The organism is Pseudomonas palmensis, assembly GCF_017848315.1.
GTDB lineage: Bacteria > Pseudomonadota > Gammaproteobacteria > Pseudomonadales > Pseudomonadaceae > Aquipseudomonas > Aquipseudomonas palmensis.
Map to the genome: position 1 here is coordinate 160,080 of NZ_JAFKEC010000002.1, position 24,532 is coordinate 184,611.

General features: G+C 54.6%; 25 protein-coding genes and 2 pseudogenes. 11 read left to right on the forward strand and 16 right to left on the reverse strand.

Annotated elements, in window-relative coordinates; all coding sequences use genetic code 11:
* Window positions 1–3: 3 nt before the first annotated feature.
* Window positions 4–375, forward strand: a complete 372-nt coding sequence (locus JZZ72_RS02140) for a histone-like nucleoid-structuring protein, MvaT/MvaU family (RefSeq protein ID WP_210013971.1) — start codon at window positions 4–6, stop codon at window positions 373–375.
* 258 nt (window positions 376–633) lie between these two features.
* Here JZZ72_RS02140 and JZZ72_RS02145 read toward each other — a convergent pair whose 3' ends face one another.
* Window positions 634–1,680 carry a hypothetical protein gene (locus tag JZZ72_RS02145; protein ID WP_210013972.1) on the reverse strand — a complete coding sequence of 349 codons (1,047 nt, stop codon included), beginning with the start codon at window positions 1,678–1,680 and terminating at the stop codon, window positions 634–636.
* Between the two features lie 350 nt (window positions 1,681–2,030).
* Window positions 2,031–3,671 carry an SIR2 family protein gene (locus tag JZZ72_RS02150; RefSeq protein ID WP_236066215.1) on the reverse strand — a complete coding sequence of 547 codons (1,641 nt, stop codon included), beginning with the start codon at window positions 3,669–3,671 and terminating at the stop codon, window positions 2,031–2,033.
* A 511-nt stretch (window positions 3,672–4,182) separates the two neighbouring features.
* Here JZZ72_RS02150 and JZZ72_RS02155 point away from each other — a divergent pair.
* Complete coding sequence (locus tag JZZ72_RS02155; protein WP_145187299.1) at window positions 4,183–4,407, forward strand: hypothetical protein; 225 nt, start codon at window positions 4,183–4,185, stop codon at window positions 4,405–4,407.
* Between the two features lie 95 nt (window positions 4,408–4,502).
* On the opposite strand, the gene JZZ72_RS02160 is transcribed toward JZZ72_RS02155, so the two are convergent.
* Window positions 4,503–5,051 carry a hypothetical protein gene (locus JZZ72_RS02160; RefSeq protein WP_210013974.1) on the reverse strand — a complete coding sequence of 183 codons (549 nt, stop codon included), beginning with the start codon at window positions 5,049–5,051 and terminating at the stop codon, window positions 4,503–4,505.
* Window positions 5,052–5,490: 439 nt separating this feature from the next.
* On the opposite strand from JZZ72_RS02160, the gene JZZ72_RS02165 reads away from it, so the two are divergent.
* Together JZZ72_RS02165 and JZZ72_RS02170 are read left to right on the forward strand one after the other, a co-directional pair.
* Window positions 5,491–5,682 (forward strand): antitoxin Xre/MbcA/ParS toxin-binding domain-containing protein, encoded by a 192-nt coding sequence (locus tag JZZ72_RS02165; RefSeq protein WP_210013975.1) that lies wholly within the window; start codon window positions 5,491–5,493, stop codon window positions 5,680–5,682.
* 146 nt (window positions 5,683–5,828) lie between these two features.
* Entirely contained in the window at window positions 5,829–6,875 is a 1,047-nt protein-coding gene (locus JZZ72_RS02170) for a DUF4062 domain-containing protein (protein WP_210013976.1), read from the forward strand.
* 713 nt (window positions 6,876–7,588) lie between these two features.
* Here the strand turns inward: JZZ72_RS02170 and JZZ72_RS02175 are convergent.
* Window positions 7,589–7,891 (reverse strand): hypothetical protein, encoded by a 303-nt coding sequence (locus JZZ72_RS02175; RefSeq protein WP_456291239.1) that lies wholly within the window; start codon window positions 7,889–7,891, stop codon window positions 7,589–7,591.
* Between the two features lie 38 nt (window positions 7,892–7,929).
* Between JZZ72_RS02175 and JZZ72_RS02180 the strand changes: the two genes are divergently transcribed.
* A protein-coding gene (locus tag JZZ72_RS02180) for an IS3 family transposase (RefSeq protein WP_210013977.1) occupies window positions 7,930–9,092 on the forward strand; the annotation gives its coding sequence in 2 pieces (ribosomal slippage) (window positions 7,930–8,182 and window positions 8,182–9,092; 1,164 coding nt in all).
* Between the two features lie 282 nt (window positions 9,093–9,374).
* Here the strand turns inward: JZZ72_RS02180 and JZZ72_RS02185 are convergent.
* From JZZ72_RS02185 to JZZ72_RS02195, 3 genes are all read right to left on the reverse strand, one after another.
* Window positions 9,375–9,584 (reverse strand): hypothetical protein, encoded by a 210-nt coding sequence (locus JZZ72_RS02185; protein ID WP_210013978.1) that lies wholly within the window; start codon window positions 9,582–9,584, stop codon window positions 9,375–9,377.
* Window positions 9,571–10,527: a GAF domain-containing protein gene (locus JZZ72_RS02190; protein WP_210013979.1), complete on the reverse strand. Its 957-nt coding sequence runs from the start codon at window positions 10,525–10,527 to the stop codon at window positions 9,571–9,573. The genes JZZ72_RS02185 and JZZ72_RS02190 overlap by 14 nt, the downstream gene beginning before the upstream one ends.
* A 593-nt stretch (window positions 10,528–11,120) precedes the next feature.
* On the reverse strand, window positions 11,121–11,375 hold the full coding sequence (locus tag JZZ72_RS02195) for a hypothetical protein (RefSeq protein WP_210013980.1): 255 nt from the start codon (window positions 11,373–11,375) through the stop codon (window positions 11,121–11,123).
* A 291-nt stretch (window positions 11,376–11,666) separates the two neighbouring features.
* Here JZZ72_RS02195 and JZZ72_RS02200 point away from each other — a divergent pair, with 291 nt between their 5' ends.
* Window positions 11,667–11,900: a hypothetical protein gene (locus JZZ72_RS02200; RefSeq protein ID WP_210013981.1), complete on the forward strand. Its 234-nt coding sequence runs from the start codon at window positions 11,667–11,669 to the stop codon at window positions 11,898–11,900.
* Here JZZ72_RS02200 and JZZ72_RS02205 read toward each other — a convergent pair.
* Window positions 11,897–12,818, reverse strand: a pseudogene (locus JZZ72_RS02205) (DNA cytosine methyltransferase). The gene JZZ72_RS02200 and the pseudogene JZZ72_RS02205 sit on opposite strands and share 4 nt — an antisense overlap.
* Before the next feature lie 981 nt (window positions 12,819–13,799).
* Here JZZ72_RS02205 and JZZ72_RS02210 point away from each other — a divergent pair.
* Complete coding sequence (locus JZZ72_RS02210) at window positions 13,800–14,675, forward strand: hypothetical protein (protein WP_210013982.1); 876 nt, start codon at window positions 13,800–13,802, stop codon at window positions 14,673–14,675.
* A gap of 151 nt (window positions 14,676–14,826) precedes the next feature.
* On the opposite strand, the gene JZZ72_RS02215 is transcribed toward JZZ72_RS02210, so the two are convergent.
* The 3 genes and pseudogenes from JZZ72_RS02215 to JZZ72_RS02225 form a co-directional block, all read right to left on the reverse strand.
* A complete protein-coding gene (locus tag JZZ72_RS02215; RefSeq protein ID WP_210013983.1) occupies window positions 14,827–15,102 on the reverse strand; it encodes a hypothetical protein in 276 nt (91 codons plus the stop codon).
* 84 nt (window positions 15,103–15,186) lie between these two features.
* A complete protein-coding gene (locus JZZ72_RS02220) occupies window positions 15,187–15,498 on the reverse strand; it encodes a hypothetical protein (protein ID WP_210013984.1) in 312 nt (103 codons plus the stop codon).
* A 411-nt stretch (window positions 15,499–15,909) separates the two neighbouring features.
* Window positions 15,910–16,297, reverse strand: a pseudogene (locus JZZ72_RS02225) (response regulator transcription factor).
* Between the two features lie 165 nt (window positions 16,298–16,462).
* Between JZZ72_RS02225 and JZZ72_RS02230 the strand changes: the two are divergent.
* The gene (locus tag JZZ72_RS02230) at window positions 16,463–17,404 is read left to right on the forward strand and encodes a hypothetical protein (protein WP_210013985.1); all 942 of its coding nucleotides are present in this window, start codon (window positions 16,463–16,465) and stop codon (window positions 17,402–17,404) included.
* Window positions 17,405–17,503: 99 nt separating this feature from the next.
* Here JZZ72_RS02230 and JZZ72_RS02235 read toward each other — a convergent pair whose 3' ends face one another.
* Window positions 17,504–18,085 (reverse strand): hypothetical protein, encoded by a 582-nt coding sequence (locus JZZ72_RS02235; RefSeq protein WP_210013986.1) that lies wholly within the window; start codon window positions 18,083–18,085, stop codon window positions 17,504–17,506.
* A gap of 387 nt (window positions 18,086–18,472) precedes the next feature.
* Here JZZ72_RS02235 and JZZ72_RS02240 point away from each other — a divergent pair, with 387 nt between their 5' ends.
* Together JZZ72_RS02240 and JZZ72_RS02245 are read left to right on the forward strand one after the other, a co-directional pair.
* Complete coding sequence (locus JZZ72_RS02240; protein ID WP_210013987.1) at window positions 18,473–19,228, forward strand: hypothetical protein; 756 nt, start codon at window positions 18,473–18,475, stop codon at window positions 19,226–19,228.
* A 294-nt stretch (window positions 19,229–19,522) separates the two neighbouring features.
* Window positions 19,523–20,379, forward strand: a protein-coding gene (locus JZZ72_RS02245) for an IS5 family transposase (protein ID WP_408004333.1) whose coding sequence is annotated in 2 segments (ribosomal slippage) — window positions 19,523–19,871 and window positions 19,871–20,379 — 858 coding nt in all. Because the reading frame shifts where the segments join, the coding sequence is not laid out codon by codon here.
* 364 nt (window positions 20,380–20,743) lie between these two features.
* Here the strand turns inward: JZZ72_RS02245 and JZZ72_RS02250 are convergent.
* The 4 genes from JZZ72_RS02250 to JZZ72_RS02265 form a co-directional block, all read right to left on the reverse strand.
* Window positions 20,744–21,043, reverse strand: coding sequence for a hypothetical protein (locus JZZ72_RS02250; protein WP_043861032.1), 300 nt, complete (start codon window positions 21,041–21,043; stop codon window positions 20,744–20,746).
* Window positions 21,044–21,342: 299 nt separating this feature from the next.
* On the reverse strand, window positions 21,343–21,621 hold the full coding sequence (locus JZZ72_RS02255) for a hypothetical protein (RefSeq protein ID WP_210013989.1): 279 nt from the start codon (window positions 21,619–21,621) through the stop codon (window positions 21,343–21,345).
* A gap of 207 nt (window positions 21,622–21,828) precedes the next feature.
* Window positions 21,829–22,497: a GntR family transcriptional regulator gene (locus JZZ72_RS02260; RefSeq protein WP_043861034.1), complete on the reverse strand. Its 669-nt coding sequence runs from the start codon at window positions 22,495–22,497 to the stop codon at window positions 21,829–21,831.
* 67 nt (window positions 22,498–22,564) lie between these two features.
* Window positions 22,565–23,299 carry an SDR family NAD(P)-dependent oxidoreductase gene (locus JZZ72_RS02265; protein WP_043861035.1) on the reverse strand — a complete coding sequence of 245 codons (735 nt, stop codon included), beginning with the start codon at window positions 23,297–23,299 and terminating at the stop codon, window positions 22,565–22,567.
* Window positions 23,300–23,484: 185 nt separating this feature from the next.
* On the opposite strand from JZZ72_RS02265, the gene JZZ72_RS02270 reads away from it, so the two are divergent.
* On the forward strand, window positions 23,485–24,516 hold the full coding sequence (locus JZZ72_RS02270) for an ABC transporter substrate-binding protein (RefSeq protein WP_043861036.1): 1,032 nt from the start codon (window positions 23,485–23,487) through the stop codon (window positions 24,514–24,516).
* The last annotated feature ends 16 nt before the right edge of the window (window positions 24,517–24,532 follow it).

Here is a 24,532-nt window from a genome sequence, read left to right on the forward strand (position 1 = left end):
GATATGTCTAGGCTCGCTGAATTCCGCGCCCTTGAACAACAGCTCGCTGCACAGTTGGCTGAGCTGGAAAGCTTGAAAAACGATGATGGTCTCAAACGCGAGATCGAATTTGAGAAAAAGCTTCGCAACTTATTGGGCGAGTACAATTATAGCTTGCGTAACGTTGTTGCCATCCTCGATCCTCAAGCCGCTTCTCGCCGCGCAGCTCCTGCCGCAGTTGCTGAAAAAGGCAATCGCAAGCCGCGCCAGGTCAAGCAGTACAAAAACCCGCACACTGGTGAAGTCATCGAAACTAAAGGCGGCAATCACAAGCAGCTCAAAGAGTGGAAGGCTGAGCACGGTGCCGAAGAGGTCGAATCCTGGTTGGCTAAGTAACACTGTTTGAGTACAAATCAGGGCCCTGCGGGGCCCTTTTTTATGGGATAGGGATATATGGGATTTTGAAGGCCAGGTCGAAAAGGAACTTCTGCGCCTTCGGCAGTAGGCGCTTTGCTATGCCTGTTTGCAGTCAAGTACGCTCCTCCAGCAGTTCGCGATTGACGTTGGAGGGTGGCCTGGGTTTGAGCTTGCGCGAGTTTTCCCGAAGCTCGGCCTGGCGCCCTATTCGGGAAAAGTCCCGCCACTTGGCCGATTTTATTCCAAGGTAGCTGAGCCGACCGACTTAGGTTGAAGTGTGTGATGCAGCTCTCCGAGGCTCGCGCGGCCACTGGCTACCAGCTCAGCAATTGGGCCTTCATGCAGTGCCTCAATGAATTTCCCCTTGTTCAGCCAGAACTCAGTCTTTGTGAACACGGCCTCTAGCTCGGGAGGGATATCCATACGATCTCTTCCCGAAAAATCGCACAGATTGTTGTAGTACTCCCAGGTAAAGCGGAGTGCAGCTAAAGTTTCTAAGGTGCTTGTGCCAAAAGTCGGGGCGTCGGAGTTGTCTTCATATCGCACATACACTCCTTGCTCCCTCATTGTCATGTATATTTTTTTGATATTTAGTTTTTTTGCTGCGTGATATATGTTTTTGTTTGCTGCCAGATAAAAGCTAAATGAGTCTTTGTTGCTTCCATCTAGTACGCCTCTTAAGTGGTTGGCGGCTCCCTGTATAAAACTTTCAATTTGTTCAAAAGCACGCTTATGTACGACGGGCGTGCCGTCTTCAGGTGTGCCAATAAAAAATCTTTTATGAACCACAGGGTGGGTTTTGTAGCTGAAGGTATACTGGTTGAAATATTTGGTGTCGTCTATTTCTTTGAAGTATTCGAACATGGCTTTTCGATGCGCATAGTAAGCATCTAAATTGTTTTTGGTTCGGCTTATAGTGATTTGTCTAGCAGCTTGTTGGGTCGAGTGAAAGCGTGCAACCAAAGCGGCTAATGGCAGTGACGTTGACATGAGCGCCAGTGGAAGAAGACTTATCTCAGCGAACTTTTTATACCCTTCGGTTGTGAGGCTTACCTCATAACCTGACCACGTCCATAGGCCGAATGCGAAGCCTAGGCTCAATGGAATGCCAATGGCTAACCACAGCAAACCTTGCCTGATCAATCCATGCTCGGTGTTGAGCTCAAAGACAGAGCGTGCTTTGGTATGTAAGTTATGACCTTCCCCAAGCTTTCTACTGACTAGCCAGAAGGTGGTCAGTGCGGGACACAGTATTGTTGCAGCAAGCAGCGCTAGATCAAGCATTCTGAAGTCCTGTCGCAATCGTCGTTCTTGGTAAGCCGCTGAGGGCTATGGATGCTCGCTTTAGCTCTCTACAACCGTCATCCTACTGGGATCTCCAAAGCGGGCTCCGGGCTTGAATGAAGAGGTGGGCATTGTCGCATGATGGGCTGCGCCACCATGGCAACGGAGGTTACTGGTCGAAGAGATCGTTGCTTGGCTCGCTGGATTGCCTCCTTGAGCAGGTGGTGAAAACGCTTATCAATGTTGGTACCTCCAAGGCGGATCTTCAACATGCTGAGGAATCTTCCGTCGAGATCTGGAGGCAGGCGGTGATCCATGACCTGGATGCCTTGAGCGCTGGAGTGGAGGTCTCACCACCTGCTAAACCGCGCCAATCCCTCTAAAAATCGCTGGAGGTAGCTTTCACTGCCAAAGGCGAAGCCGGCAGCAAGCAAAGGCTCCTTGAATTCCGGGATAGAGTATTCCTGAGCGAAGCGAGAGATGGTTTCCGAGTGCCATGACAGTCGCCCCATCGCGATATTTCGAAATTGACTTTGCTGGATCAGAATGTTGAGCTGTTCTTCGTTGACGCCATTCTCTTGAACGAAGAACAGTAGGTTCATAAACTCGAATCGCTCGTAGAGCAGCTCAGGATCATGCACTCCGGCAAACGAGGGAGCCCATTTGCAGGAAATGAGGCTGGCAAGTCTATTGGATAGGGGAGTACGGGCGCTGCTCTGGCCCTCTAGGGTTTTCCAGCGTTCTAGGAGCCCGTTGCCGCACTCAAGGTAGAACGGTGATAGTTCATAGCCCACCACACTAGGCCGCTCGCGACGGTTAATAACTGTTGAACTGAACAGCCGATGCAGAACGTCAAGGCGATTCGCACGAGTTAGCCCAAGTGCATAGCCCAGCACGACCAACATTGCCGGATAGTCTTTCAGGGCTAGCCAGTGAGTATAGCCAGCCTGCTCTCTATGAGCTTCGGCATACAGCCCTTGGACTGCGTCCAGGACGAGCCGCAACTCATCACCTGTGCCCCAACGTCCTAGTACTGAAGCAAGGCGGGCGATAGGTTCGACAATGGCCTCGTATTCTGGAACCCAGTCACTGAAAGCCTCGTTTCTCACGTCAGCCCCTCCTGCGAAAAGCGGGGAGAAATCAGAAATCGTCTGCCGAGTTTGGGTCGTGACCAAGTCGTCGAGCTGGATCCTGTGTTCAGGTCGATCCATGAAGCGTTTTGTCATGGCGATCATCAGCTCGACGCTTGCCGGGTTGGGCTGGCGTGATTGCTGGATGGTCTCAAGCTTCAGCTTAAGCGCGTCGAAAAATGTATCCGCGTCAGTGCCATTGACCACCGATGCGCGACGCTGTGTGACCAATTCCTGGCCACGTTCAGAAAGACCACCACGGGCAAGCCAGTAAGTTGGGTAGCGGCGGGAGGGGGCGCGCAGAAACGCGGCCCTCAGGGCATGATCCCATTCCCCTGACCAGCCGGCGACGATTAACCCGAACTCATCGATGATGCGGTCGAGCAGGGCGTTGAACTCGGCAGAGTAGTCACCCAATTCCACATCCGTATTCAGAATTCTGGCGTCCTTGTAGTCACCATGAATTTTGAGGATGAAGCACTGGGAATGGGTGATCGGCTCGGCCCCTGCCAAGGCGTCGACTGAACTCACGATAGTGGGCTCAATGCCGGCATCACGCAGAGCATTTTCCATTAGCCTGTCGAAGTTAGTGGTGACGATGACACGTACGTGTCCAGCACGCACCATTTCTGCAATAGCTCGATGAGCCCGTGTGGGAACCTTCAACCCATCCTCTAGCTCTTGGGCTGTCGGCTCCAGGAAGCCTTGAACAATCGCCCTGCGTTCGCTTTGCGTCCCAGCCAGTGTCTCAAGCAGCGTCGAATAGTTTGGCTGCTCTCCTGTCTTACCTACATACCAAGCATGCCAGTCTTCTTGCTCCCCTACGCCTGAGGCAATACCGGCGCGCTTGACCAGCTCCATGGTGATCTCCCACCCAGTCGGGATGCCGGCAGAGCGTGACACTCCTGACCCCAGGAGTAGTGCGTACACCCCTTTGTTCTCGTACACCGAAAATGCAAGCTGGGTAGTTGGGTCATTTGCGATCATGGGCATAAGGTCTTCCTTGTGTTCTGGGGAGAGCGGATCAGAAACTCTCGGATTCGCTGACGTTATCCTGGATGGGGATATTCTAGCGAATGGCCATCACTGCCGCAGTGATTGCTTCTTCCGGACTCCATGTCAACGCCATGGCCTTGGGGGGCTCGGTGGGGCTCAGAAGAACTAGTTCTCTGGAATGAACATGCGATCAGGGGGGAAGGACGGGTGGCATCCAGAGTCGGGTGAAAACGCCTTGCTCTGGCTTGAGCATTGGTGTGGTAAGGGTTTCCCACCGCTCGTCGACGGCATGGACATGTCGGAGCAGCGGTGTTGTGCTCGCTGGAAAGAGGCGTAGATTGATGAGCTCACAATGAGCGATTGAGGAGAGCTGGCCATGACTCAGAACCTAGATCTTCACATCTTCACCCCCGATCAGCTGCAAGCCCACGATTTGAACATCGCCACGAAGGTACACCAAGCGACCGTCGCTAGCGTCATTCGCAAAGTGAATGTCATGAACCCGGGACAGGTTCTGAACGCCTCTAGGGAAAACGGTAAGGAACTCCTTTGGCCAAAGGAGAAGCTGGAGCAGGTACTCAAGCACATTGAAGAGTCGTAATCGCTGGAACCAATGCGAAACTGGTTCGACTATCCGAACTGGAGGCAATGAGAAGGCCCCGCAGCCTGGGATGCGAGCCCTACTCATTGTGCGTTTTACTTCAGTCGAGGCCGGCTATAGGACGGCTCGGGGCTGAGGAATTTGGGCACCTCCGAAAGCATCAGATCACACTCCACCAATGCGGGGCCGTGCCAGAACAGTGTCCAGCGGTTGTAGTCTTCCTGCGTCTCGATCACGTAGAGCGTCTCCTTTCTGGTTTCCCGGAAGGCTCTGATAAACCAAGCAGGGTTAACCTTCGATGGAACTCGGAGCTCATAACCGTCGTCCGACCACCCAACCCAATGGCTAAAGAAGCTGCGCTCAAAGAAGTCGTGCAACTGGACGAAGTAATAGGATTTTCTTTCGTCGGCTGACGCCGCTGCGCAGCGGTCTTTACCGTGGTCACGCCACGATTTGAATGCATTCTTGAAGGCTTCGAAGCAGTTTTTCCAAGACTCAAACCCGTAGCGGCGCGCGACGATAGACAAGCAGGCTTTATGTCGCAAAGCCTTCTGGCTGTTACGCTTCAAAATCTTGGCTTCGCGCTTAATCTGCTGAAAAAGCTCGGGGGTGAGGGGATGTGTGGTGGTAAGAGTTTTGGACATAGCTATCCCATAAATCCAATACGGAGCTCTGGCCCGCTCAGGCCCAAGATTTGTGGGTAGTCGTCAGATTTTTGCTAACAGTGTTCTCACTTGGGCCAGCGGGCGGCTCAGGCACCTGTAGTCGTACCTATGGCCAAAATGGTGCAGTAACTCTTGCGAGGCTGTCAAGGCGTTGGTCGTTCTGGTCATCGCCATCGGTGTTCCGTGCAACGTGTTTTCGCGTCCGTGCCCGCGCCCGTCTGCCCTCCAAATGAATATGAAGCTCAGCGTCTTCTGGTGCTCTCTACCAGATTGCTGAGGTCGCTTCGGGGAGAGGTGCTTGATACTCTTGAAACGACCCGATCAGTCATGGTGCTCTTTCTGGCTGCATGACCTTCCGTGATTACAGAACAGACCAAGCTTGCACGGTGATGGCGAGCTCGATAGTGCGGGGTGGCGTGTGCAAAATTTAGATGCGGTGTGGCGAAAAGCCGAGCAGGTGTTTGGCGACAGGGCCAAAGCCGCTACATGGCTGTCGACGCCTAGTCAGTTATTCGGTAGCGAGGCACCTGTCGACTTCGTGAAAGATCAGGAAGGCTTGGAGCGGGTGATCGAAGTGCTGACTCAGATTGAGCATGGGTTTGCTTGTTGAAAGCTGTATTCGCTGCAGGTGGGGAAGGGCTGATCACCCGCAATTTTGGCGCTAATTGGCTCCGTCGGGTGCTTGGCACTTACCGCTGTTAGGACATACAGTAGTTCCCTAAGGCCGTCAGTTTGGCGTGCGTTTGGGGGATCATTATGAAGGTGTTCGTGAGCTCCGTTGTCGGAGGGTTTGAGCAGTACCGGGCTGCAGCTAGGAAGGCGATCACACTGCTGGGGCACACGCCAGTCATGTGCGAGGACTTCGGTGCACGTCCTTACTCTTCGCAGCATGCGTGCATGACGGAGATCGACCAAGCTGATGTCGTGGTACTTATCCTTGGCGCGAATTTCGGCTACGAAACTGACACTGGTGAGTCAGTTACTCAACAGGAGTTTCGGCGAGCGAAGACGACCGGCAAGCCTATCCTGGCTTTTCTCGAAACAGTGGAGATGGAAGAGCGGCAGAGAGCGTTTTCACGGGAAGTCTCCGACTATCTCGATGGCCTGTTCCGGCTGACATTTTCTGATCAGCATGAGCTATCAGACGGCATCGTTCAGGGCCTGAATCAACTATCTCTGAGTCGTAAGGCCATATCGGAGCAGGAGTTCATACAGCGCTTGCAGCAGAAAGATGGCAATGGCCGGCGGGGTGGCTATGACCACGAAGCTCGCCTGGAGGTAGCGTTCTTGCCTCAGCCTGAAACCCTCGGCACGTTGCGCGCCGCCCATGCTCAACACGACCCGTTTTTTCTCAAGCTGTGCCAGGCTGGGCTTGGCTCGATCAAAGGCGGCTACAAGGACTTCGATAGCGCCGATCAGACGGGAATTGATACTCCGGGCTTGAAGTGGCGACACCATGAGAGTGGTTTGTGCTGGTTGTCGATTTCACTGGCCAACGCTTCGACGTCGCGAGGGATCATGGACTCGTATTACCTATCCCCATCCAGGGTCAGAGCAGGCGCTGAAGCTGCGTTCGGGCTGCTGTGCGAAGGGAAGAGTGGGTGGTTCCAGATCAGCCTGACTGGAGTTGACCACAAGCTCTTCGCTGAGCCCCCGGCTTCATCTTCCAGCAGCATCTCGTTGCCGTTCCGATCTGAGCAGAAGCTGGAAGAGCGGAGCTTGTTGATTCCTGCCACGCCGGCGGCGTACCGTCTTTGGTTGGACGAGGTGATGTTCAGGTTTGAGCGCAAAATGTCCATGTGAACGTTGATATGGGCTGGTGAGTGGACACGGGCATATAAAGCAGGCCGTCTGGATTATTTATCGTGGGACACGGGCGGTCGCGTCGATACCACCACCAAGAAGAGCTTCGCCGCTCACGCCCCCCTGTAAACCTCTTTTTTGATGTGTAAACCGCATTGGTTAACAGGTCAAAAATTTAGTTTACAAGCCAAGGTCGAGGGCGCCTGGATGTCGTCATTTCGGCTCGGAGGGTGACATGCCAGGGCGCCTGCCAATGAGCTGAGATGATGATTAATTCAGCTCATCGATGCCCCGGGTATCTGTTGAATTGGAGATCAGTGTGGAGCGGTACTTCAGGCTTTGGGTAGTAGGATTAGGCCGATCGGAAGCCTATTACCTCGCCTCCTCAAGCCCCAGGAGAGATTTTGATCACAGCGCCTTTGCAAAGCTGCAACCACCAAAGGTGCAACTAGTTGCATCTTCTTGGGAAGGCAATGAAAAAGGCTTGAGAGGCCCGGTTTTATTGGGTTATAATTGCTCTCAAGGTGAGCAGTGACAGGATCGCATCACCGGTGTAAGGGGCGGCTCCTTAGAGAAGGGTTCGAATCTCTACGCTTCCGCCATATTCAAAGCCCTGATTACTCAGGGCTTTTTGCGTTTTTGGTGCATAGAAAAACTACTCATGGGAACACCCTTGGGAATGGTTTTGATTTGTCAGCGCTGACAATACTTTGCTACTTGGAGGGTTTCGCCAAGGCTCCAATTCGACGATAAACACGCTCGGTAATGTCGCCCTTGGTGTGGCCCAGCAGCAGGCTGGCGTGGTCGACATCTGTGATCTCGGAAGCCGCCTTCGGGCGAATGTCGCGGAACTGGAACTGGCTGACCTTGCCAGCCAGGACCTGGTGTCCGGCGGAGACTGCTTCTTTCACCGCCTCCTCCCGGGCGTCGTCCCAGCGGTGACGCAGCATCGCTGCCGTCACCCGTTTGCCGTTGTCGGTCAGCAGCAGGTGTAGTGGCCTAATGAAACCGGACACCCATTTAGGCGAGAATGCTCGCCATAGAGAGGTGTCTAATGACCAAGCAACGTCGTACCCTTACCCCTGAGTTCAAGCGCGAGGCTGCGTGCCTGGTGCTCGACCAAGGCTACAGCCATATCGAAGCCGCCCGTACGCTCGGATTGGTCGAATCGGCGCTTCGTCGATGGGTGAACCAGCTTCAGCAAGAACGTAGCGGTGTTACTCCCACCAGCAAGGCTCTGACACCTGAGCAGCAAAAAATCCAGGAGCTCGAAGCCCGTATCAATCGGCTGGAACGGGAAAAATCGATCTTAAAAAAGGCCACCGCGCTCTTGATGGCCGAGGAACACGAGCGTTCGCGTTAATCGATCAACTGCGGGCCCAAGAGCCTGTTGATCTGTTGTGCTCGGTATTTGATGTCACCCGATCTTGCTACTACGCATACTGCCGGAAACGTCGGTATCCGGATGCCGAACGAGTAGTCTTGCGTAGCCGCGTGAACGAGTTGTTTACGCAATGCCGAAGCGCTGCGGGCAGCCGGAGCATCATGCTGATGATGAAAGAGGACGGCATGCAGATCGGGCGATTCAAGGTACGTAGGTTGATGCGCGAGCTGAACTTGATCAGCAAACAGCCGGGCTCCCATGCCTACAAAAAGGCTACCGTGGAGCGGCCTGATATCCCGAACGTGCTTGATCGTGGGTTCAGCGTGGCATCCCCGAACAAAATCTGGTGCGGTGACATTACGTACGTCTGGGCTGAAGGCCAATGGCACTATCTGGCGGCTGTCATCGACCTTTGTGCCCGGCGTGTTGTAGGTTGGGCGTTCTCAGCCAAGCCTGATGCCGACCTGGTGATCAAGGCATTGGATATGGCCTATGAGCGGCGTAGCCGGCCTCAGAATGTGCTGTTTCACAGCGACCAGGGCAGCCAATACGGCAGCCGGAGTTTCCGCCAGAGACTATGGAGATACCGTTTCACGCAGAGCATGAGTCGGCGCGGCAACTGCCTCGACAACGCGCCGATGGAGCGGCTATTTCGCAGCCTGAGGGCTGAATGGATACCGACGGTGGGCTACATGAGCGCTGTGCTGGCACAGCAAGATATCAGTAGGTTTTTGATGGAGCGGTACAACTGGCGGCGATCGCATCAATTCAACGAAGGGCTACCGCCTGCGGTCGCAGAGGAAAAACTCAATTCAGTGTCCGGGATCAGTTGACCACTACAAGGTATGGCGACCCATGCGAAGCGTTACGCGCCAGAATCTTCCTGATCAGGGCGCCCAGGCTGCTCTCCGCGCCATCCACTTCCAGCATGATCCGCCCGGATTTTTCTTGCTCTTGCTGGTGCGCTTACGCCGGTACCTCCCCGGCGGCAGATTCCAATACCTAACTCAGATAACGAGGAATGCTGGGGTAAGAAAATATTAGTGATGGTTGATTTTTAAGTGGCGGGGACAAAAAAACCGGCCTTAGCCGGTTCTTATGAGCGAGGAAGTGATTTACTCTTGGCTGTATATTTCCTTTGTGAAGTAGGAACTGCTTTTTTCGATCTCCGCTTCTAGCCAATCTGAGGAATAAGAGTTTTTACGTTTGGAGCTTTCAACTAAATAGCCCTCAAAGCTCAAGCTCACAGATGTGACGCCCTCATTTTTCTTTGGTGAGGAAGTCAGAGCGTCTGCGAGATTTTTGCTATCTTTAGCTTTGCTCATGTTCCGCTCCTGACCATTCTGTGACATTTCGCTCGATGTATATAGATAGTAGCTTGGCTATCGTAAGCGTGAAGAACTTATCTCGCTCCCAGTTAAACTGGCCTGCGCTACTACTGGTAAATACTAGCACGCCCAATGGTTTTTTTCCATCATCATTGCCAAAGTAGTCTTTAACTGGGATTGAAAGGAATGATCTATATTTTTCTTTGTCTGAGGTGTCGCTCGTTGAGGAGTTGGCTAGCTCGGTGCTTTCAAAAATGTCATGACAAATCTTTGCTTCTTGTTGCACAAAGGCTAACCCAACGTGCCCATAGCCTGGCTTCCATCTTCGATTAGATGTAGTCATCCTGTCATCATGCATACGCCAAATGATACACAGGTCTTTATCATCTTTATCATACAAATAGAGTGCCATGTTGTACATACTGTCACCAGTGAAACCGAACAATGGGGTTCTATGGTGTGCGAGATGTCCTAACATGGCCTCTAGGCCTTCTTGCGAGTCCTCCCACTTTTTTACTAGTGGGTAGTCTTTAGGCTTTCTGTTGATTTCGGATATTATGGACTCTAGTTCCAGTGTTATAAGGTAAATAACACTTTGCTGGGTTGTGGCGGCAAGATAAAGCTCTTTGGCTTTTGGGATGACATCCTTTTTAAGATGCTCATTCTCATCTGAAATGTTGTCGATCTCGATGGAGTTTATGTGCCTTGATCCGCCCCTGTATAATATAAGTGCCAGGATCAAGTGGGCTACGACAGCAATGACTGCAAAACCGCCCTCTAGAAACGTAAATTTGTTGTCGGTGGAGAAAAGTTTGCTAATGCATAAGCCTATTATGATTGGAGATATTAGAGTCATCCACATGCTTGCAAAAATTATTGAAATTGCAACTATGTTTGACTCGATCAACTTATTTTTTAGGTTTAGTTGTCGTAGGTCCATCTCGAGCTCTCAAAATATTTTGCGCTGTATGCAAGATTCTAGTTCCATAGTCAAGACGTATCGCCACGTGACCCCGTAGATTTGCGCTACCTTCCCACCGCCCGTAGCCTACGCGACCTTTGTAGATCGCGTAGGCCATGCAGGCGAGGGCGACCACGGCATCAGCTCCTTGGGCACCTTGACCACGTTGGGGAATTTTGAGGCAACCACGGCGCGGCGAGCGCTCGGCTCTGCGCTGGCGGATAGGGCGGTCTCAATGTGCTTCCAGAAGCTGCTGCCGCCAGGTGCATCGCTGATGTCGCGCAGAAGCGCATCACGTTCGGCCAACTGGGCGCGCAGGGTGTCGTTTTCGACTGCACCGCCTCGTGCGAATACCCCCGCTCAACCTCGCCAGCGGCGGGGTGGGTGTAGAGCGTGCGAACCTCGTATTCCTTCGGCATGGACAAGCAGATATCCAGGCCTTCGCCTCTTGCATCCTCCCAGCAGCAAGACCCGTGGGAACGAACGATGTGCACCGGCTCGCCCTGGTGTACCGCTGGAGCTGGTCGGGTGTAGAGGGGCCCCAGCTTGGCGATTTCGTCGAGGCATGCGTTTCAGCCCTTGCCAAAATGAAGTCCGGCACCCTCCGGATAGTCTTCACAGGCCCGCTCAGGCAACGACACCGGCTCGCCCTGGTGATGGGCCAGTTTCTCGTCAACTCGTGCATCCCGCAGAGCTTCCAACTCTTTGACTGCCGCGCGCAACATCTCAAGCTCTGACAATGGCCCATCCTGCTTCTGGGCGGCTGCATGCTCATCCATCCAGCGCAACACGTCGTCGCTGGTTACTTCGGTGGGCTCGCGCAGCATGTAGAGCTTGTGCTGCTGGCAATACTTCCAACCTGGCGCCGCCTGAGCCTAGCAGGCTACCGATTGGCAAACTTGGGCGCCCGGCTGGGCGAGAAGTAGGCGCGTGCGGAACATTGCCTCATGACGGCGGATAGAAATGCGCTCCTTTGGCGCAGAGGGCTCGGCCATCAATTCCGCGTCAATGCGCGGCACGCTGACCATCTGTTCGGTGTTACTCGTCGGTTTTCTGTGGGCATGGGGATACCTCGCCGGATCGGCTACAGTCATTAGCTCATTAAGGAGGACTTAAATATGGAATGCTTTATCTGCCAGGCCAAATCAACAAAGCTTGATCCGACTGGTGATCATCAGCGGTTGGCGTGCCCTGAATGCGGCGAATACAAGATCAGCAACACCGCGCTTGATCTCATGAAGAAAAACAAGTTGAGGTTCAACGTCGACATTGCAAGGGATTGGTTACGCAGGCACCAAGGAAGCGGTGAAATTCCGCTCATCAATGACATAATCGCTGGCAACTTGGTCTAAGCCGCTTTCAGCATGGCTTCAATCACCAGCTGGCCTGCAAGTGGTGGAACTGCGTTGCCCGCCATGTGCATGGTCAGCCGGTGGTTGTCCGGGCGCAGGATGTCGATCGGGAATGACATCGCGGCCAGACCCTCGTCAGCACTGAGCATCCGCATCCGGTTGCCACCGACCAGCGCCCAGCGATCCACAGTGGCAATCGTGACGATCGGCCGATTGATGTCCCGGCCTGGCGTGCCGGAGCCTTTGCCGTAGTAGGGCATGATGAACCTATCGCCGAACCGCGCTCGGCCATTGCGTACCCGGTCGAGCGTGGCCTGGGCCCGACCTGGCTTCTCGATTTGTGAGCAGCGCCCGGCATCGAAGTCGAGGAAGCTGCTGGCCGGCACATGCCGATCCTGCGGTAGCTGAAGCATCAGCGGCAGCCTTGCTGCGGGTCAGCACCATGAACAGGCGTACGCGATGCATGTGGCATGCCTAGGTCGGCGCAGTCCACGATGTGCGGTGCCGCCTGATATCCCAGCGCTTGAACCGCCTGTAGCCAGGCCGGGTAGAGCACCCAGTCGGTGAACTCCGGTACGTTCTCGATCACTGCCGCCTGCGGCCGGTGGAATTCCAGAGCCGGTACCGGCGCCCATGTCGAGCGAGAGGCGTCATGCTCGGGGTTCCCTGACTTCTTGCCGCGGGCCTTGGCGTTGCCCTGGCAGCAGGGCGAGGCGAGTAGGATGTCGTGCGCCAGCACCTGCTCCCAGCGCGCCTGGTGAAGGTCCTGGCAAACGTGCTGCGTCTCGGGTGGTTGGCGCTGTGCCACTCAACGGCCACAGGCCAGTGGTTTGCCGCCCAGAGAACCTGGACACCTGCGGCGCGCGCGCTGGTGCTCCATCCCCAGAGGCCGGCGAACAGGTCGATTGCTGTGGTCATGGGGATACCTGAAAAAACTGGGCTGTGGGATAGTCGGAAGTTTCTACTTTCAGGAAAGAGCATGAAGTTAGAAAAAACGCAGACGGAGAGCCCTCACAGACTGACAGTCGACCAGCATGTGTTCCCAAAGTCGGGGATACGGCGCTTCTGCAATCCTGAAGGTGCTGTTCAAGTGTTCAGTAGAAAACTGGGGAAGGCTCTCCATTTGGCTCCAGGAAATCCATTTTTTTTGCGTGAACGGGTGCGGGACCAGAGTGCCGAGACTGGAATTGCAAAGCAGACTGAAGACTGCTTCGGGTCCTTGGTTGACGGAATCCTATCCGGAACCGTAAAAACTATTGGAGTTTTGGAGAAGCGCGTTGTGGAAGAGTTCTTCAGTCTCTGGAGAACTCGGCAATAAGTTTAAGATGGAGGGCCTGCCAGATATTAACTTTCCAGAGTTGAGGGGCGATCACCTTACGAAAAACGAACAGGAAATTCTCGAAAGCAAGCATGTTACATTCATTTTGGACGGAATCATGCCTGGCAGATTCGCTGCAAGTGTGCAGTTGTTGGGCTTCTACAATCGATTCTCTATAGACAATCGACGGATGCAATGGGCGATAGTTCGGGCGGAACAAGGTACTGCGGGGCATCGAACATTTGGCTCGATTGCTTCACCTTTTCGCCGGCCATGATCGCTGCGGCGCGCTGTTCAACGGCCTCATTCCACTCGGCAAGGGTGAGCCCAAGGGGGGGGGGCGACTTTCCCGCTTGGCCTGGTCGTCTCGCTGATCTTCCTGGCCTCAGCCAGCGCTACGTCGGCGGTCATGCCGAAGACTGCGAATGTGCTCATAGTTCACTCCAGCGGGCAGCGCCCCGCCAAGACAATAGGTTTTTGAGGATTTGGCATTAAGATCGGCTGAGTAGATATGCCGGGATGATGGCCAAACGCCACCCGGTTCTGTATATTTACTGAAACTAAATTTGGATGTTCGAAAAGTGACCAAAGAACGACCCGCTAAGTCCGCTGAGACTGGAGCGCAGATTCAAAAGAACAAGAATTGTTTTATAGTTACACCTATTGGTTCGAGCGAGTCTTCAATTCGCAGAGCGGCTGATGGCCTTATTAGCTCTGTGCTTAAGCCCCTACTTGCTGAGATGGCTTTTGATGTCCACGTCGCACACGAAATATCTTTAACCGGCTCAATTACTCGGCAAGTCGTTGAGCATATCCTCACTGCTGAGTTAGTAATTGCAAATTTGTCTGAGCTTAATCCGAATGTGATGTACGAGCTGGCCGTCAGGCACTGCACGGGGCTTCCGGTCGTAGCAATCGCTGAAAGTGGCACTAAGCTACCGTTTGACATTTCAGATGAAAGAACCGTGTTTTACACGAACGATATGCGTGGAGTATTTGAGTTGACTCCGGCGTTGCGTATTGCAATTGAAGGTGCGATGGTGCGCACCGATTCAGATAATCCTGTGACCCGAGTGAGAAAAAATCGAGTATTGCTTGAGTCGCTTGATCAGGGCGATGCGAAAACAATACTTATTGAGCGCCTTGATAATATCGAATCGTTGTTGGGCGATTTAAGGTTCGCGGGGGATAAGTTTGATAGGTTGACCCGAAAGAATCATAAGCTTATGCTGGTTGTTGAGTCGGGAGAGGCTGTAGATAGATTCAAAAACTCGTTGATGAGAGCGCACCCTAACTGCTTGATAAGGGATCGAGCGGGATCTCATCATAAGTCTGGAACTGTATTTAGCTCTTGCGTGAATCTTTCTATTGAAACGCCTGATGGAATCGACTCAGGTGTTATTCTCGACCTATGTCATCAAGTTAATCTTAAAGTTCTTGACCTTATAGCGATATGATATGTTGCATCGCATTCTAAGGGGACACCCAAAGGATGAGGCTGTAGAATCCTCGACAGTGCCGCTTTACGAGCAACTCCGCGTGTGCTGACAATTTCGTCGCCAGGATCGCGTCTTAGCTCGGCGACGCTGGCTTCTTCAAACTGACGTGCTAGTTTTTTAGATATCTTAAAGCTGGCGCGTCAGGCTTTTTCAGGCGGCGCGCTTGCTCTCGATGGTCAACAGCAATGAACGCCCAGTGCAGGTCCTGCAGCAGCTCCTGCAACTGGGTGTAACCGTGAGCTTTCATCGCCTTGGCCATGTCGGCACGCGTCCCAGCAGCTGACTCCACTGGCAAGATCTCTAACTCCCGGCGCTCGGCCTCGGCCTTTTTCCTCTCGCGGTAATCCGCTGAGTGCTTCGCTGAACCCGTCTTCTTCTCGGCCATGGCCGGTACCTCCTAAGCCGCTGGGCGACAAAGTGATCTGCTGCTGGCGCCAGCCGTGCCGTGCGCGGTTGAGTACTCGCCGGATCATGCCGACCCGCCGAGGATGATGCTGTTCTCTTGGGCGATCAGCCTGATGCGCGTGTGGCTGGTCTGCATCGCCTCGCCGATCTCCTGAGCATTCAAGCCCTGGGCTGCCAACTCGCGCACCATGGGCGCCGCTGCGTCACGCGCGGCGCGCTGCTTGCGCTGGTGCGTCTTCATGCCGCAGCATTCGCCGCTCACGCCGGAAGGGATCACTACGGGGCGCCGGCCTGCCGCGAAGAACTGATCGATCTGCGCGCTGAGGACGGCCTTTACTTGCAGCCGTGGGCCGGGAATAGGGCTGCCGATGTTCATTGGCGACCCGCCTTGCGATCAGCGCCTGGGCGGGGTTGACCGCGACCTTGTAGTTGAAGCAGAACACCCGAGTCTTGCCGGTGGAGCGCTCGATGATGTGGTAGGCCTTGTCCTTGGCGACGAGCTGGTAGCGCACTGACTGGGCCGGCGCGGTTAGGCCGAGAATGACGTGCAGGTTTGCCGGCGGCAGGGTGGTTCGGGCACGCATCGCGGCCAGGCCGTCGACGTGCTGCTGCATGGAAGGGTGCATGGAGAGCTCCAAGGGACGGGCAAGAAAAAGCCGGCGTACCGGGCTCGCTCAGTAAGTACCACCTCACGTGAGCTACCGAGGCCGCATGTGGCGGTCCGGCAAGGGCTGGCGGTTACATGGCGGCATCCTCCGTTGTTCGCCGCTGGGAAGGCAGCGGCCACCTATGAGTGCAGTTCGTAGGCCTCGGCGCGGCGCAGCACGCGAACTTGGGCAATGCGTCGTTCAGGGGCCGGCGGTCGCGCCGCATTGAGTTGCCGCCACCAGCAGAAAGTGAGTGCATGGCGATCAATGCGACGATCACGAAGCACATCGGGCTGATGATCTGGCGCTTCATGCCTCAGCGACCATCGCGGCGCGGCGCTGCACGCCGAGCTTGAACATCGCCGCCGACAGCCGCTTCGTGACCGTGCCCGGTGCAATGTCGATTGAGCGGGCGATCTCTTTCGCGGTCATGCCCTGGGCAACAGCGAGCAGGCAATGAAGCTCGCGCTGGGCCAGGCCGCGCCCGAGTTGACCTTTCCGCTGTCCGCTAACGATTGTCGATTCCATGAATGCCTCGATGGGGGCTGCATGACGCTGGCCGTGGTGAAACCACCCAAGGTAGGGCGAAAGTCGAGCCAGCTCAGTTCAGTAGTAGCGAATTGATTCCGCGCCCTGACAAAACCACCCCAAATGCTTTAACCTACTTACTGACGGCAGCCAAGGATGAGTGGAATGTCAACGCTTATAACTAGCGCGGAAGATCTTAAGGAGCGTGAGAATTACCGAGAGTTTCTAGACTTCGGCGAAAACAGCGGAAGAGAACTTCTCGATATACTCGGTGATTATGCGTTTCCTGATACGAAGATGATTCAGTGCGGCATTCAAGGCTGCCGCACTCCGCATATGCGGGGGTTTCTGGTTTTAACCACTGATGGACTGGAAACTAATATAGGTAACGTTTGCGGCAAAAAGCATCTTGGCGAAAGCTTCAAAGTTAAGAAGGCAATATTTGTTCAGAAGCAAAATGAAATACGCAACGTTTCATTGATTCTTGATCTTAAAGAAAAAATCGAACTCGTTCGTCCTAAACTTGAGGACTTGCACGTAAGAGCTAACACGGTCGTTAAGCTGAAAATGATATGTAACAAAGCCCATGTCCAGTTAGCAAGATTGATTGTCGAGCGTGCAAAACTCGACAAGCCGGCCCTGACCAAGCCGGTGCCAATGAGTAAGGCTGAAGCAAAAGGCTTGCATTTTCATGAGGCCAAAGAGGATGAAAGAGGCGAGGTGGAACCATTTGAAAAATGGTTTGATCGCCGGCGGCCCACGAAAGTTGTACAGGTTGCTTCCTTGGAAGGACTACTCTTTTGGAGGTTCGATCTGCATCAAATTTTCAGGCAGGATGTCCTGAATAAAGTTTCGGAGTTAGACAGGCTTGACGATCAATCACTCTCGGGATCTTCGTCTTTATTCAAGCGTGAATTTGCAAGGTGGGGGCAAGGATTAGATCACAAGCTTGCTACTATTGAAGAAGTAGTTAAAGCAGGAGAGAGGTTTTTCGCTTTAGTTAATATTGAAAGTCTTATTCTTCTTGAGCCTGAGTTGGATAAAGGCTCTAGGCCATTGTTGCGTTATGCACTTGAATCGATAAAAAAGACGATCAAGGCGGGCTGAGTTTTAGAGTGGGGTTGATCGCGGCTAGCCGCATAAGAAGTGCGGTGTCGGTCTGATCAACCTCACATGGGCGGGAGTGCCCCGCCCATGTGAAAGGCTTTATATAAGTCCTTTGTCCTTCAGCTCACGCTGGACACGACGTTCGATCTTGGCGATTGGTGGGTTTTCGACAACCTTGGATTGCTGTCTGAAGAGCGACGGGAATCTGGACTTGGCCATGTCCACAGGCACCAAGGCGAACGAGCCCCATTTCAACTGCCAAGCGTGAAACTCCGCTTCAGTCTCGATGACGTACAGCGGTTCATCAAAAATCTCGCGGAAGTCCATGGCGCTCAGCGTGCCATGACCGGGAGTCGGCACTCGCACCTCGCGTCCGCGCTTGTCCCAGCCAATGAAGTACGAGTCAAAGCCGACTGACGTCCACGTGCAATCATTCAGGCGCACGTGGTCGACGCCTTCCTTCGGCAGTCGCAGGGCACAGATTTTCTGCATCAGACCCATGTAGAAATGACCGATGCGATCGGATGGGGCGGTTTTGACGCAACCTTTAAAGTGGTTGTAGTCCTCATACCCCAAGCGTTTGGCTAGGTAGTTGAGGTACTGAGTGTGCTTAAGCTTTGGCGCATCCGCCACCTTCGTGTCTTTGAAGGTTTCCAGGATGGATTCAGCAGAAAAACTCATGACATTAGCTCCACTGTCATGGCCGTATAAGCACCTTAGAGATTAGACCTTTGCAGATCTGACGCGCTTTGCTGGGCTTGCTGCGAGCCGGGCTGGCCACGGGAGTAATGTGGTTGGCGGCTACTGCACCGTACTTTCCCACGCAGCAGGGCGGCGTACGGTGACCTGGGCTCCAGGCCCTGATCTGCAGAATAGCAATTGTCAGATTTCATGTGCAAGCGCTCTAGCTGAACCCATCATCCTCTGAATCTACGCATGCCTGTAGGAGATGTGCGTGTTTGTTCTTGTGTTAGCTTGCAGCATTCTCCGTTCGTCATGGCACAATGCCGCGCCTTGGGCTTCTGCCTCAACGGGTGAGCGGGCTCTGATGGCAGACGGGTAGGGAAGATGATTACGGATAGGCAACAAGCTTGGGACTTTGCGAAGCGTTGGTTCTTGCCGGAACCGCGTAAATGGCTCTCGAAGAAGCTGGTCATTGCGGGACTGGCAATGATATCGGCGCCATTTTGGGAGCCTTACCTGAGAGCCTTGTTTTCGCGCTATACCGGTATTCAGGCGACGCCCTCTGATGGCACAGCAGGCTGGATTATCCTGGGGCTGGGCGTGGTGGTCATCGGCATCAATTGGTACGTGGATCGCAAGTCCGCGCTCAAGGTAGATCCTGCATTGGCTGCGGACAAGGAGGTCATTGAGGCATTCTTCTCATCCTTTGACATGGACACCCTAGACCTCTTCTTCGATTACGGGAAGTCGATGTACATCTACATGCCTGTGCTCTATTACTACCACGGCATTCAGGGGGTCGTGGAGTCCGCCCACTTCCATCTGAACGACTTGGAGCTGGAGGTTGAAGTGGAGGGCCTATTCGCCGGGCTCAGCAAGGCCCTGTCGCAGGATGAGTACTTTCACGAATGCTCAAATGAAGAACTGCAGAAATTCGACAGCAAGAGAGACATTTATCGGTACCCTGACGCTAGGGAGGCTCACGAGAACTTCCGGAGCGGGGTGTATGAAGGGGAAGCGCACCTAAAAAAACTGAACCAGCTGGTCAAAGCTAAATTTCCGGGTTTTGACACCAATGCGACCAGTGAGGTGGCCATCGCCAAGCGTTGCCGCCATGAGAGCCATACCCTGGGAGATTGAGCGGGACAGAAGGCCTACTGTCATCTCACCTGTTCGGACAGTCGTAATCCAATGATTTCGATGGGGTTAGCAAGTGTGCAGTTGAATGCATGCTTAGCGAGGGTGGGGCGCTGCCTCGGCAGGGCCCGGAATCGTTGGGCTAGAGGTTGTTTGAGAGCTTTGATTTCAAGGGCATACAGGGAGTTGGGGAGAGGGTACCTAGGCTCTGTCTGAAATTCGGAGAAACTGAACTAACGCGCCGCGAACGCTGAGATTTTGTAAGGTTTTCAGCCATCTATGGAAAGGACTCCTGTGATGGCTAAGCGCTACGAGATTTCGGATGAAGCATGGGATGTGGTCGCGGATCTCTTCACCCCAACCCACACCAGAGGCAGGCCACGATCAAGTGATCGTCTGATGCTAGATGGCGTGCTGTGGTTGTTGCGCTCAGGTGCTGCTTGGCGGGACATGCCCGAGTGTTTTGGACCCTGGCGGACGGTTTATCACCGCTTTCGCGTTTGGCGAAACCGAGGAACATTCGATCAGATGCTCAAGCGATTACATCTCAAACTCAATGATCAAGGGCTCATTGACCTGCAGACCTGGATGATCGATTCAACCGCTGTCCGTGCAACCCGCGCCTCGTCAGGTGCAGGTAAAAAAGGGGGCCGGATGAACCCGCTGATCACGCTCTAGGCCGCAGCCGCGGTGGCCTCACCACCAAGATTCATATGCTCTGCGACGCCAACGGCGTGCCCCTGCGCTTTCTCCTTTCTGGCGGTCAAGTCAGCGATATCAGTTATGCACAGCCATTGCTGGATGACGTCTGTATCCAGTCGAGCAAACGCGGCCGACCTCGCAAGCGCTGCCGTTGGCTTTTGGCTGACAAGGGCTACGACGCTGATGCACTGCGGCGTTTTTGTGACCGATACCGCATGCAACCGGTTATTCCTTTGCGTTCGATGAAGCGTAAACCCAAGCCTGGATTGCCCCGCCTGTTTGATCGTCCCAAGTACCGCCAGCGTAACGTGATCGAGCGCATGTTCGGCTGGCTAAAAGAGAACCGACGAGTCGTGACACGCTTCGACAAGCTCGCAAAAAGTTATGGCGCGATGGTCTCGCTGGCTTGTGTCATGCGGTGTATACGACACCTTTTTTCAGACAGAGCCTAATTGGTCTGGCTACGAGTGCCAGCCCGCCCGCACCGAATCGCTGTCGAGGATGCTGGCCTCACCGTAAGCGATGACCCGGCGCACAACCAGCAGTGCTGCCTGATAGATAGACAATTATTTTCTCTCTGAAAAAGTTAGCCGCGCAAAAGAATCGGGCTGTTTCGTGCACTATTTTTTCAAGGCGCTCAGGTGCGTGACGAGTGAACGACGATTGGCGGGTGGGCTGATCAGGGCCTAAAAAGAAAAACTTGCGAGCAGGCCATGGCGGCCTGCTGCAATAACAGTCAGGAGTAGCGAGTGCAATAGTGTTTTTTACTTTACAGCTTTTCTGGAGGGCTACTCTTTTTACGGTGCTTTCTGGTTTTTAAGATGCACTCCGGCAGCTTTCGCAGCGCCATCCCTTGTAACTTTCGGCTTTTTCAAGCGCTGCAACCAGATCACGACCGGCTATCGTGTTTTGGCAGTTGTTGTGTTTTTCGTTTGGTTTTCTCATCCCCTCGCATTGTTTCTTCAGGAAGGGGCTCACCACCGCCTGCTGCCTTGACGTAAGCGCTCTGAAACCCTTGTCTACGGCTAGCTGGGCGTAGCTTTGTACGCTTGGCTTTTCACCTTGAAATGCGTTCTGCGCGATAAGGGCCGAGAAAATCTCTCGCTCGATAGTCATTCGTTAATCCTTTATTCAACCAACAAGTTTGCTCGTGTTTTTTATTATTCTGAGCAATGCGAAAGCATACGTTACCATCGGGTGAGGTTTTATTGAACTGGGTTTCCATCCAGCTATAAAAACGCACGGCTTCACATTTTTTGGTCAATAAAGGTTGGGTTCCTGGTATTTAAAATATTTCAACAGGTCATTGTTACAATTTATTTCTTGTTCAAAAAAGTTTCGCTCTCACTTTAATGGGGTCGTGCACCGTGTAAGTTTCCTGCCTTTCCCACTAAGTTTTACGGTGACGACACGCCTTATGAGTTTTTATGAAGTTCCGCGATTTCCTTTGCCGGGCTGCCACTGAGTGCGCAGCTCGTGGGGAGCACTCGCCCTGTCGATTTCAGCTGCAGGTCGTGCAGGTCCTTCGTCAGCCCCTGGTTCATCGCCACAAGCTTGGCAATGTTCCTGCGCGCCTTGCCCGGCTCTCGGGTCAGGTATTCGGCCTCATTCGTAATGAGCACCACCTGGTGCTTCCACATCTCCAGCTCAGTGGGCGCTCCGAAGCCGTCAAGGTCTTCAATGTCTTGGGTCATTTCCGCCACCATATGGATACTGTTTGCATATACAGTAATCCAGTCGGGCGAGCACGGCGAGCCGAGGCGACGAATTGCACGGGGAGGGGGATTTTTTCGGTCGGCAGGACGCCGGAACAGGGGTGAGAATCGGTTTCAGAACGCCAGCGGCGCCACTTGCAGCATGCGGCCTGTCGCATGCCGAGTTATCGCCAGCACCACGCCCCTTCAGTCATGCTCCATCTGAACATACTCCAGCATCTTCTGGCTCCCATCCAGAATGTCACTGCAGATCGCCAGGCGAGCCGCCGCACCATCGCGCTGCTTCAACGCCTCCAGCACATCCCAGTGATGATCAATCGCCATGCGCTCGTTGAACCCGCCGTAGGCCCGGGCAATCAGCGGCCCGGTACGCATCCACAACCCATCCAGCAGGCTGACCAGCACCGGCATATCGGCGATTTCCGCCAACCTGAAGTGAAACTCGTGGTTGAAGGTCAGCGCGGACCTCAAGTCATTGTCCTTGATCGCCACCAGGTTGTTCTGAATGCAGGTTTGCAGCCGCGCCACTTGCTCCTCGGTCGCCAGCGATGCAGCTGTTTCGGCCGCCAACCCCTCGAGCGAGAGCCGGATGCTCCTGATCTCCAGGTACTGCTTGGAAGTCAGTACCGGCACACGAATGTCCCGCGGTGTCTTCAGAACCAGCGCCTGCTCCTTTGCCAGTTGAAGAATCGCGTCCCGCACTGGTGTGACACTCGTACCCAGCTGTTCGGCAAGGTCGCGTATGCGCAGCCGGTCGTTAGGCTGGAAGCGCCCTGTAATCAGGGCTTCGCGCAGCAGGCCATAGATACCGCTGCCAAGGTAGGAGTGTTTCAGGTGCTCAATCGGATAATTCATCGCGTACTCGTGTGCGGCGCAGGCCCGGCGGGAGAGGGGAGGCTACCGGCAGCGATTATCGAGTAACTCAAACATGTTGCCCACCGTTTACATGGATTTCTGCGCCATTGACGTACGAAGCGCCCTGCGTGCAGAGAAAATGCACCAACGCCGCGACCTCCTCGGGCTTGCCCATGCGTTTCATCGGGATCGATCGCTCCACGATCAGCTCGGTGCCAGCGGAGAGGATGGAGGTGTCGATCTCCCCCGGGGCGATCGCGTTCACCCGAACCCCATAGGGCCCGAAGTCATGCGCCATCTCGCGCGTCAGCGCCGACAGCGCCGCTTTGGAGCAGGCATACGCCACCCCTGCGAACGGGTGCACCCGCGAACCGGCAATGGAGGTGACGTTGATCACCGAGCCCTTTGCCGCCTTGAGCTCCTCGAACAACCCCCGCGCCAGCAGGGCGGTCGAGAAGATGTTCACGTTGAACACGTTCAGCCAGGTCGAGTAGTCGGACTCCAGCACCCCCAGTCGCTCCCCATCCGGGCCTTTGGGTGAAACGCCGGCGTTGTTGACCAACGCATCCAGCCGCCCACCGAGTTTTTCCCGGATTTCCGGAAGCCTGCGCTGTATGTCCTCCACGCTCCCCAGGTCGAGGTGAATGTGGTTGGCGATGCCTTCGGCCCAGGGGCAGCCTTCGCCCAGGTCCTGCCTCGAGGCGGTAAACACGCGCCAACCCGCAGCACTGAAATGTTTCACGGTGGCGTGGCCGATGCCCCGGCTGGCACCGGTGAGAAGCAGCGTACGTTGATCGGTCATGGCGGGTTCCCTGTTCATTGGTAAGGGCAAGTGTAGCGTAAAATATGATGCATCATATTTATTATGTGTTTTAATGCGTTCCGTCCCCACCGGGGAAGCGTCACGTTCGATCGATTGCTGCCACTACAAGAAAACTGCCATCCCTTTAAAGCTGCCCACGACCCGTAGCTGACCTGGAGAGACGCATGAATAAGAAAATCGCAGCTGTACTTTTGCTCGCAACCATCGCAAGCCCGCTGTATGCCGCTGAAAAGCTGACCGTGGTGTCCTTCGGCGGCAACAACCGCCAGGCGCAGGAGAAGGCGTTCTACAAACCCTTCACCGCCCAGACCGGCGTGGCCATCACCGCCGACGACTACAACGGCGAAATGGCCAAGATCAAGGTGATGGCCGACACCGGCAAAACCAGCTGGGATGTGGTGGAGGTCGAATCGCCCGAGCTCATCCGTGGTTGCAGCGAAGGGGTGTTCGAACCGCTGGACTGGAGCCGGATAGGCAACAAGGAAGACTTCATTCCTGCGGCCGTCAGCGACTGTGGTGTCGGCATCTTCATCTGGTCCACCGTGCTGACCTACGACCCCAACAAACTCGCCTCCAGCCCGCAAGGCTGGGCCGACTTCTGGGACCTGAAGAAGTACCCCGGCAAGCGCGGCCTGCGCCGCGGCGCGAAGTTCACGCTGGAGTTCGCGCTGCTTGCCGATGGGGTAGACAACAAGGACCTCTACACGCTGCTGGGTACTGAAGAGGGTGTCAAACGTGCGTTCAAGAAGCTCGATGAAATCAAGTCCAGCATCCAGTGGTGGGACTCCGGCGCGCAGCCGCTGCAATGGCTGATCGCCGGTGACGTGGTCATGACCTCCGCCTACAACGGCCGTGTCACCTCTGCCCAGGAGGAAGGCCAGTCGTTTGCGATGCAATGGAATGGCAGCCTCTACGATCTCGATCACTGGGCCATCGTGAAAGGGGCGCCGAAAAAGGAACTGGCAGAGCGCTTCATCGCGTTCGCCAGCGAGCCCATGCAACAGAAGAACTTCGTCGAGGCCATCCCCTACGGGCCCAGCAACACCGGCGCGATGGACCTGCTGGACAAGCGCGTGGGCGAAAAACTGCCCACCGCCCCGCAAAACCTGAAAAACGCCCGTGCCACCGACGCCGAGTTCTGGATCGACCACGGTGAGGACCTGGAGGAACGCTTCAACGCCTGGGTCAACAAGTGATGCATGGCGCCCCTGA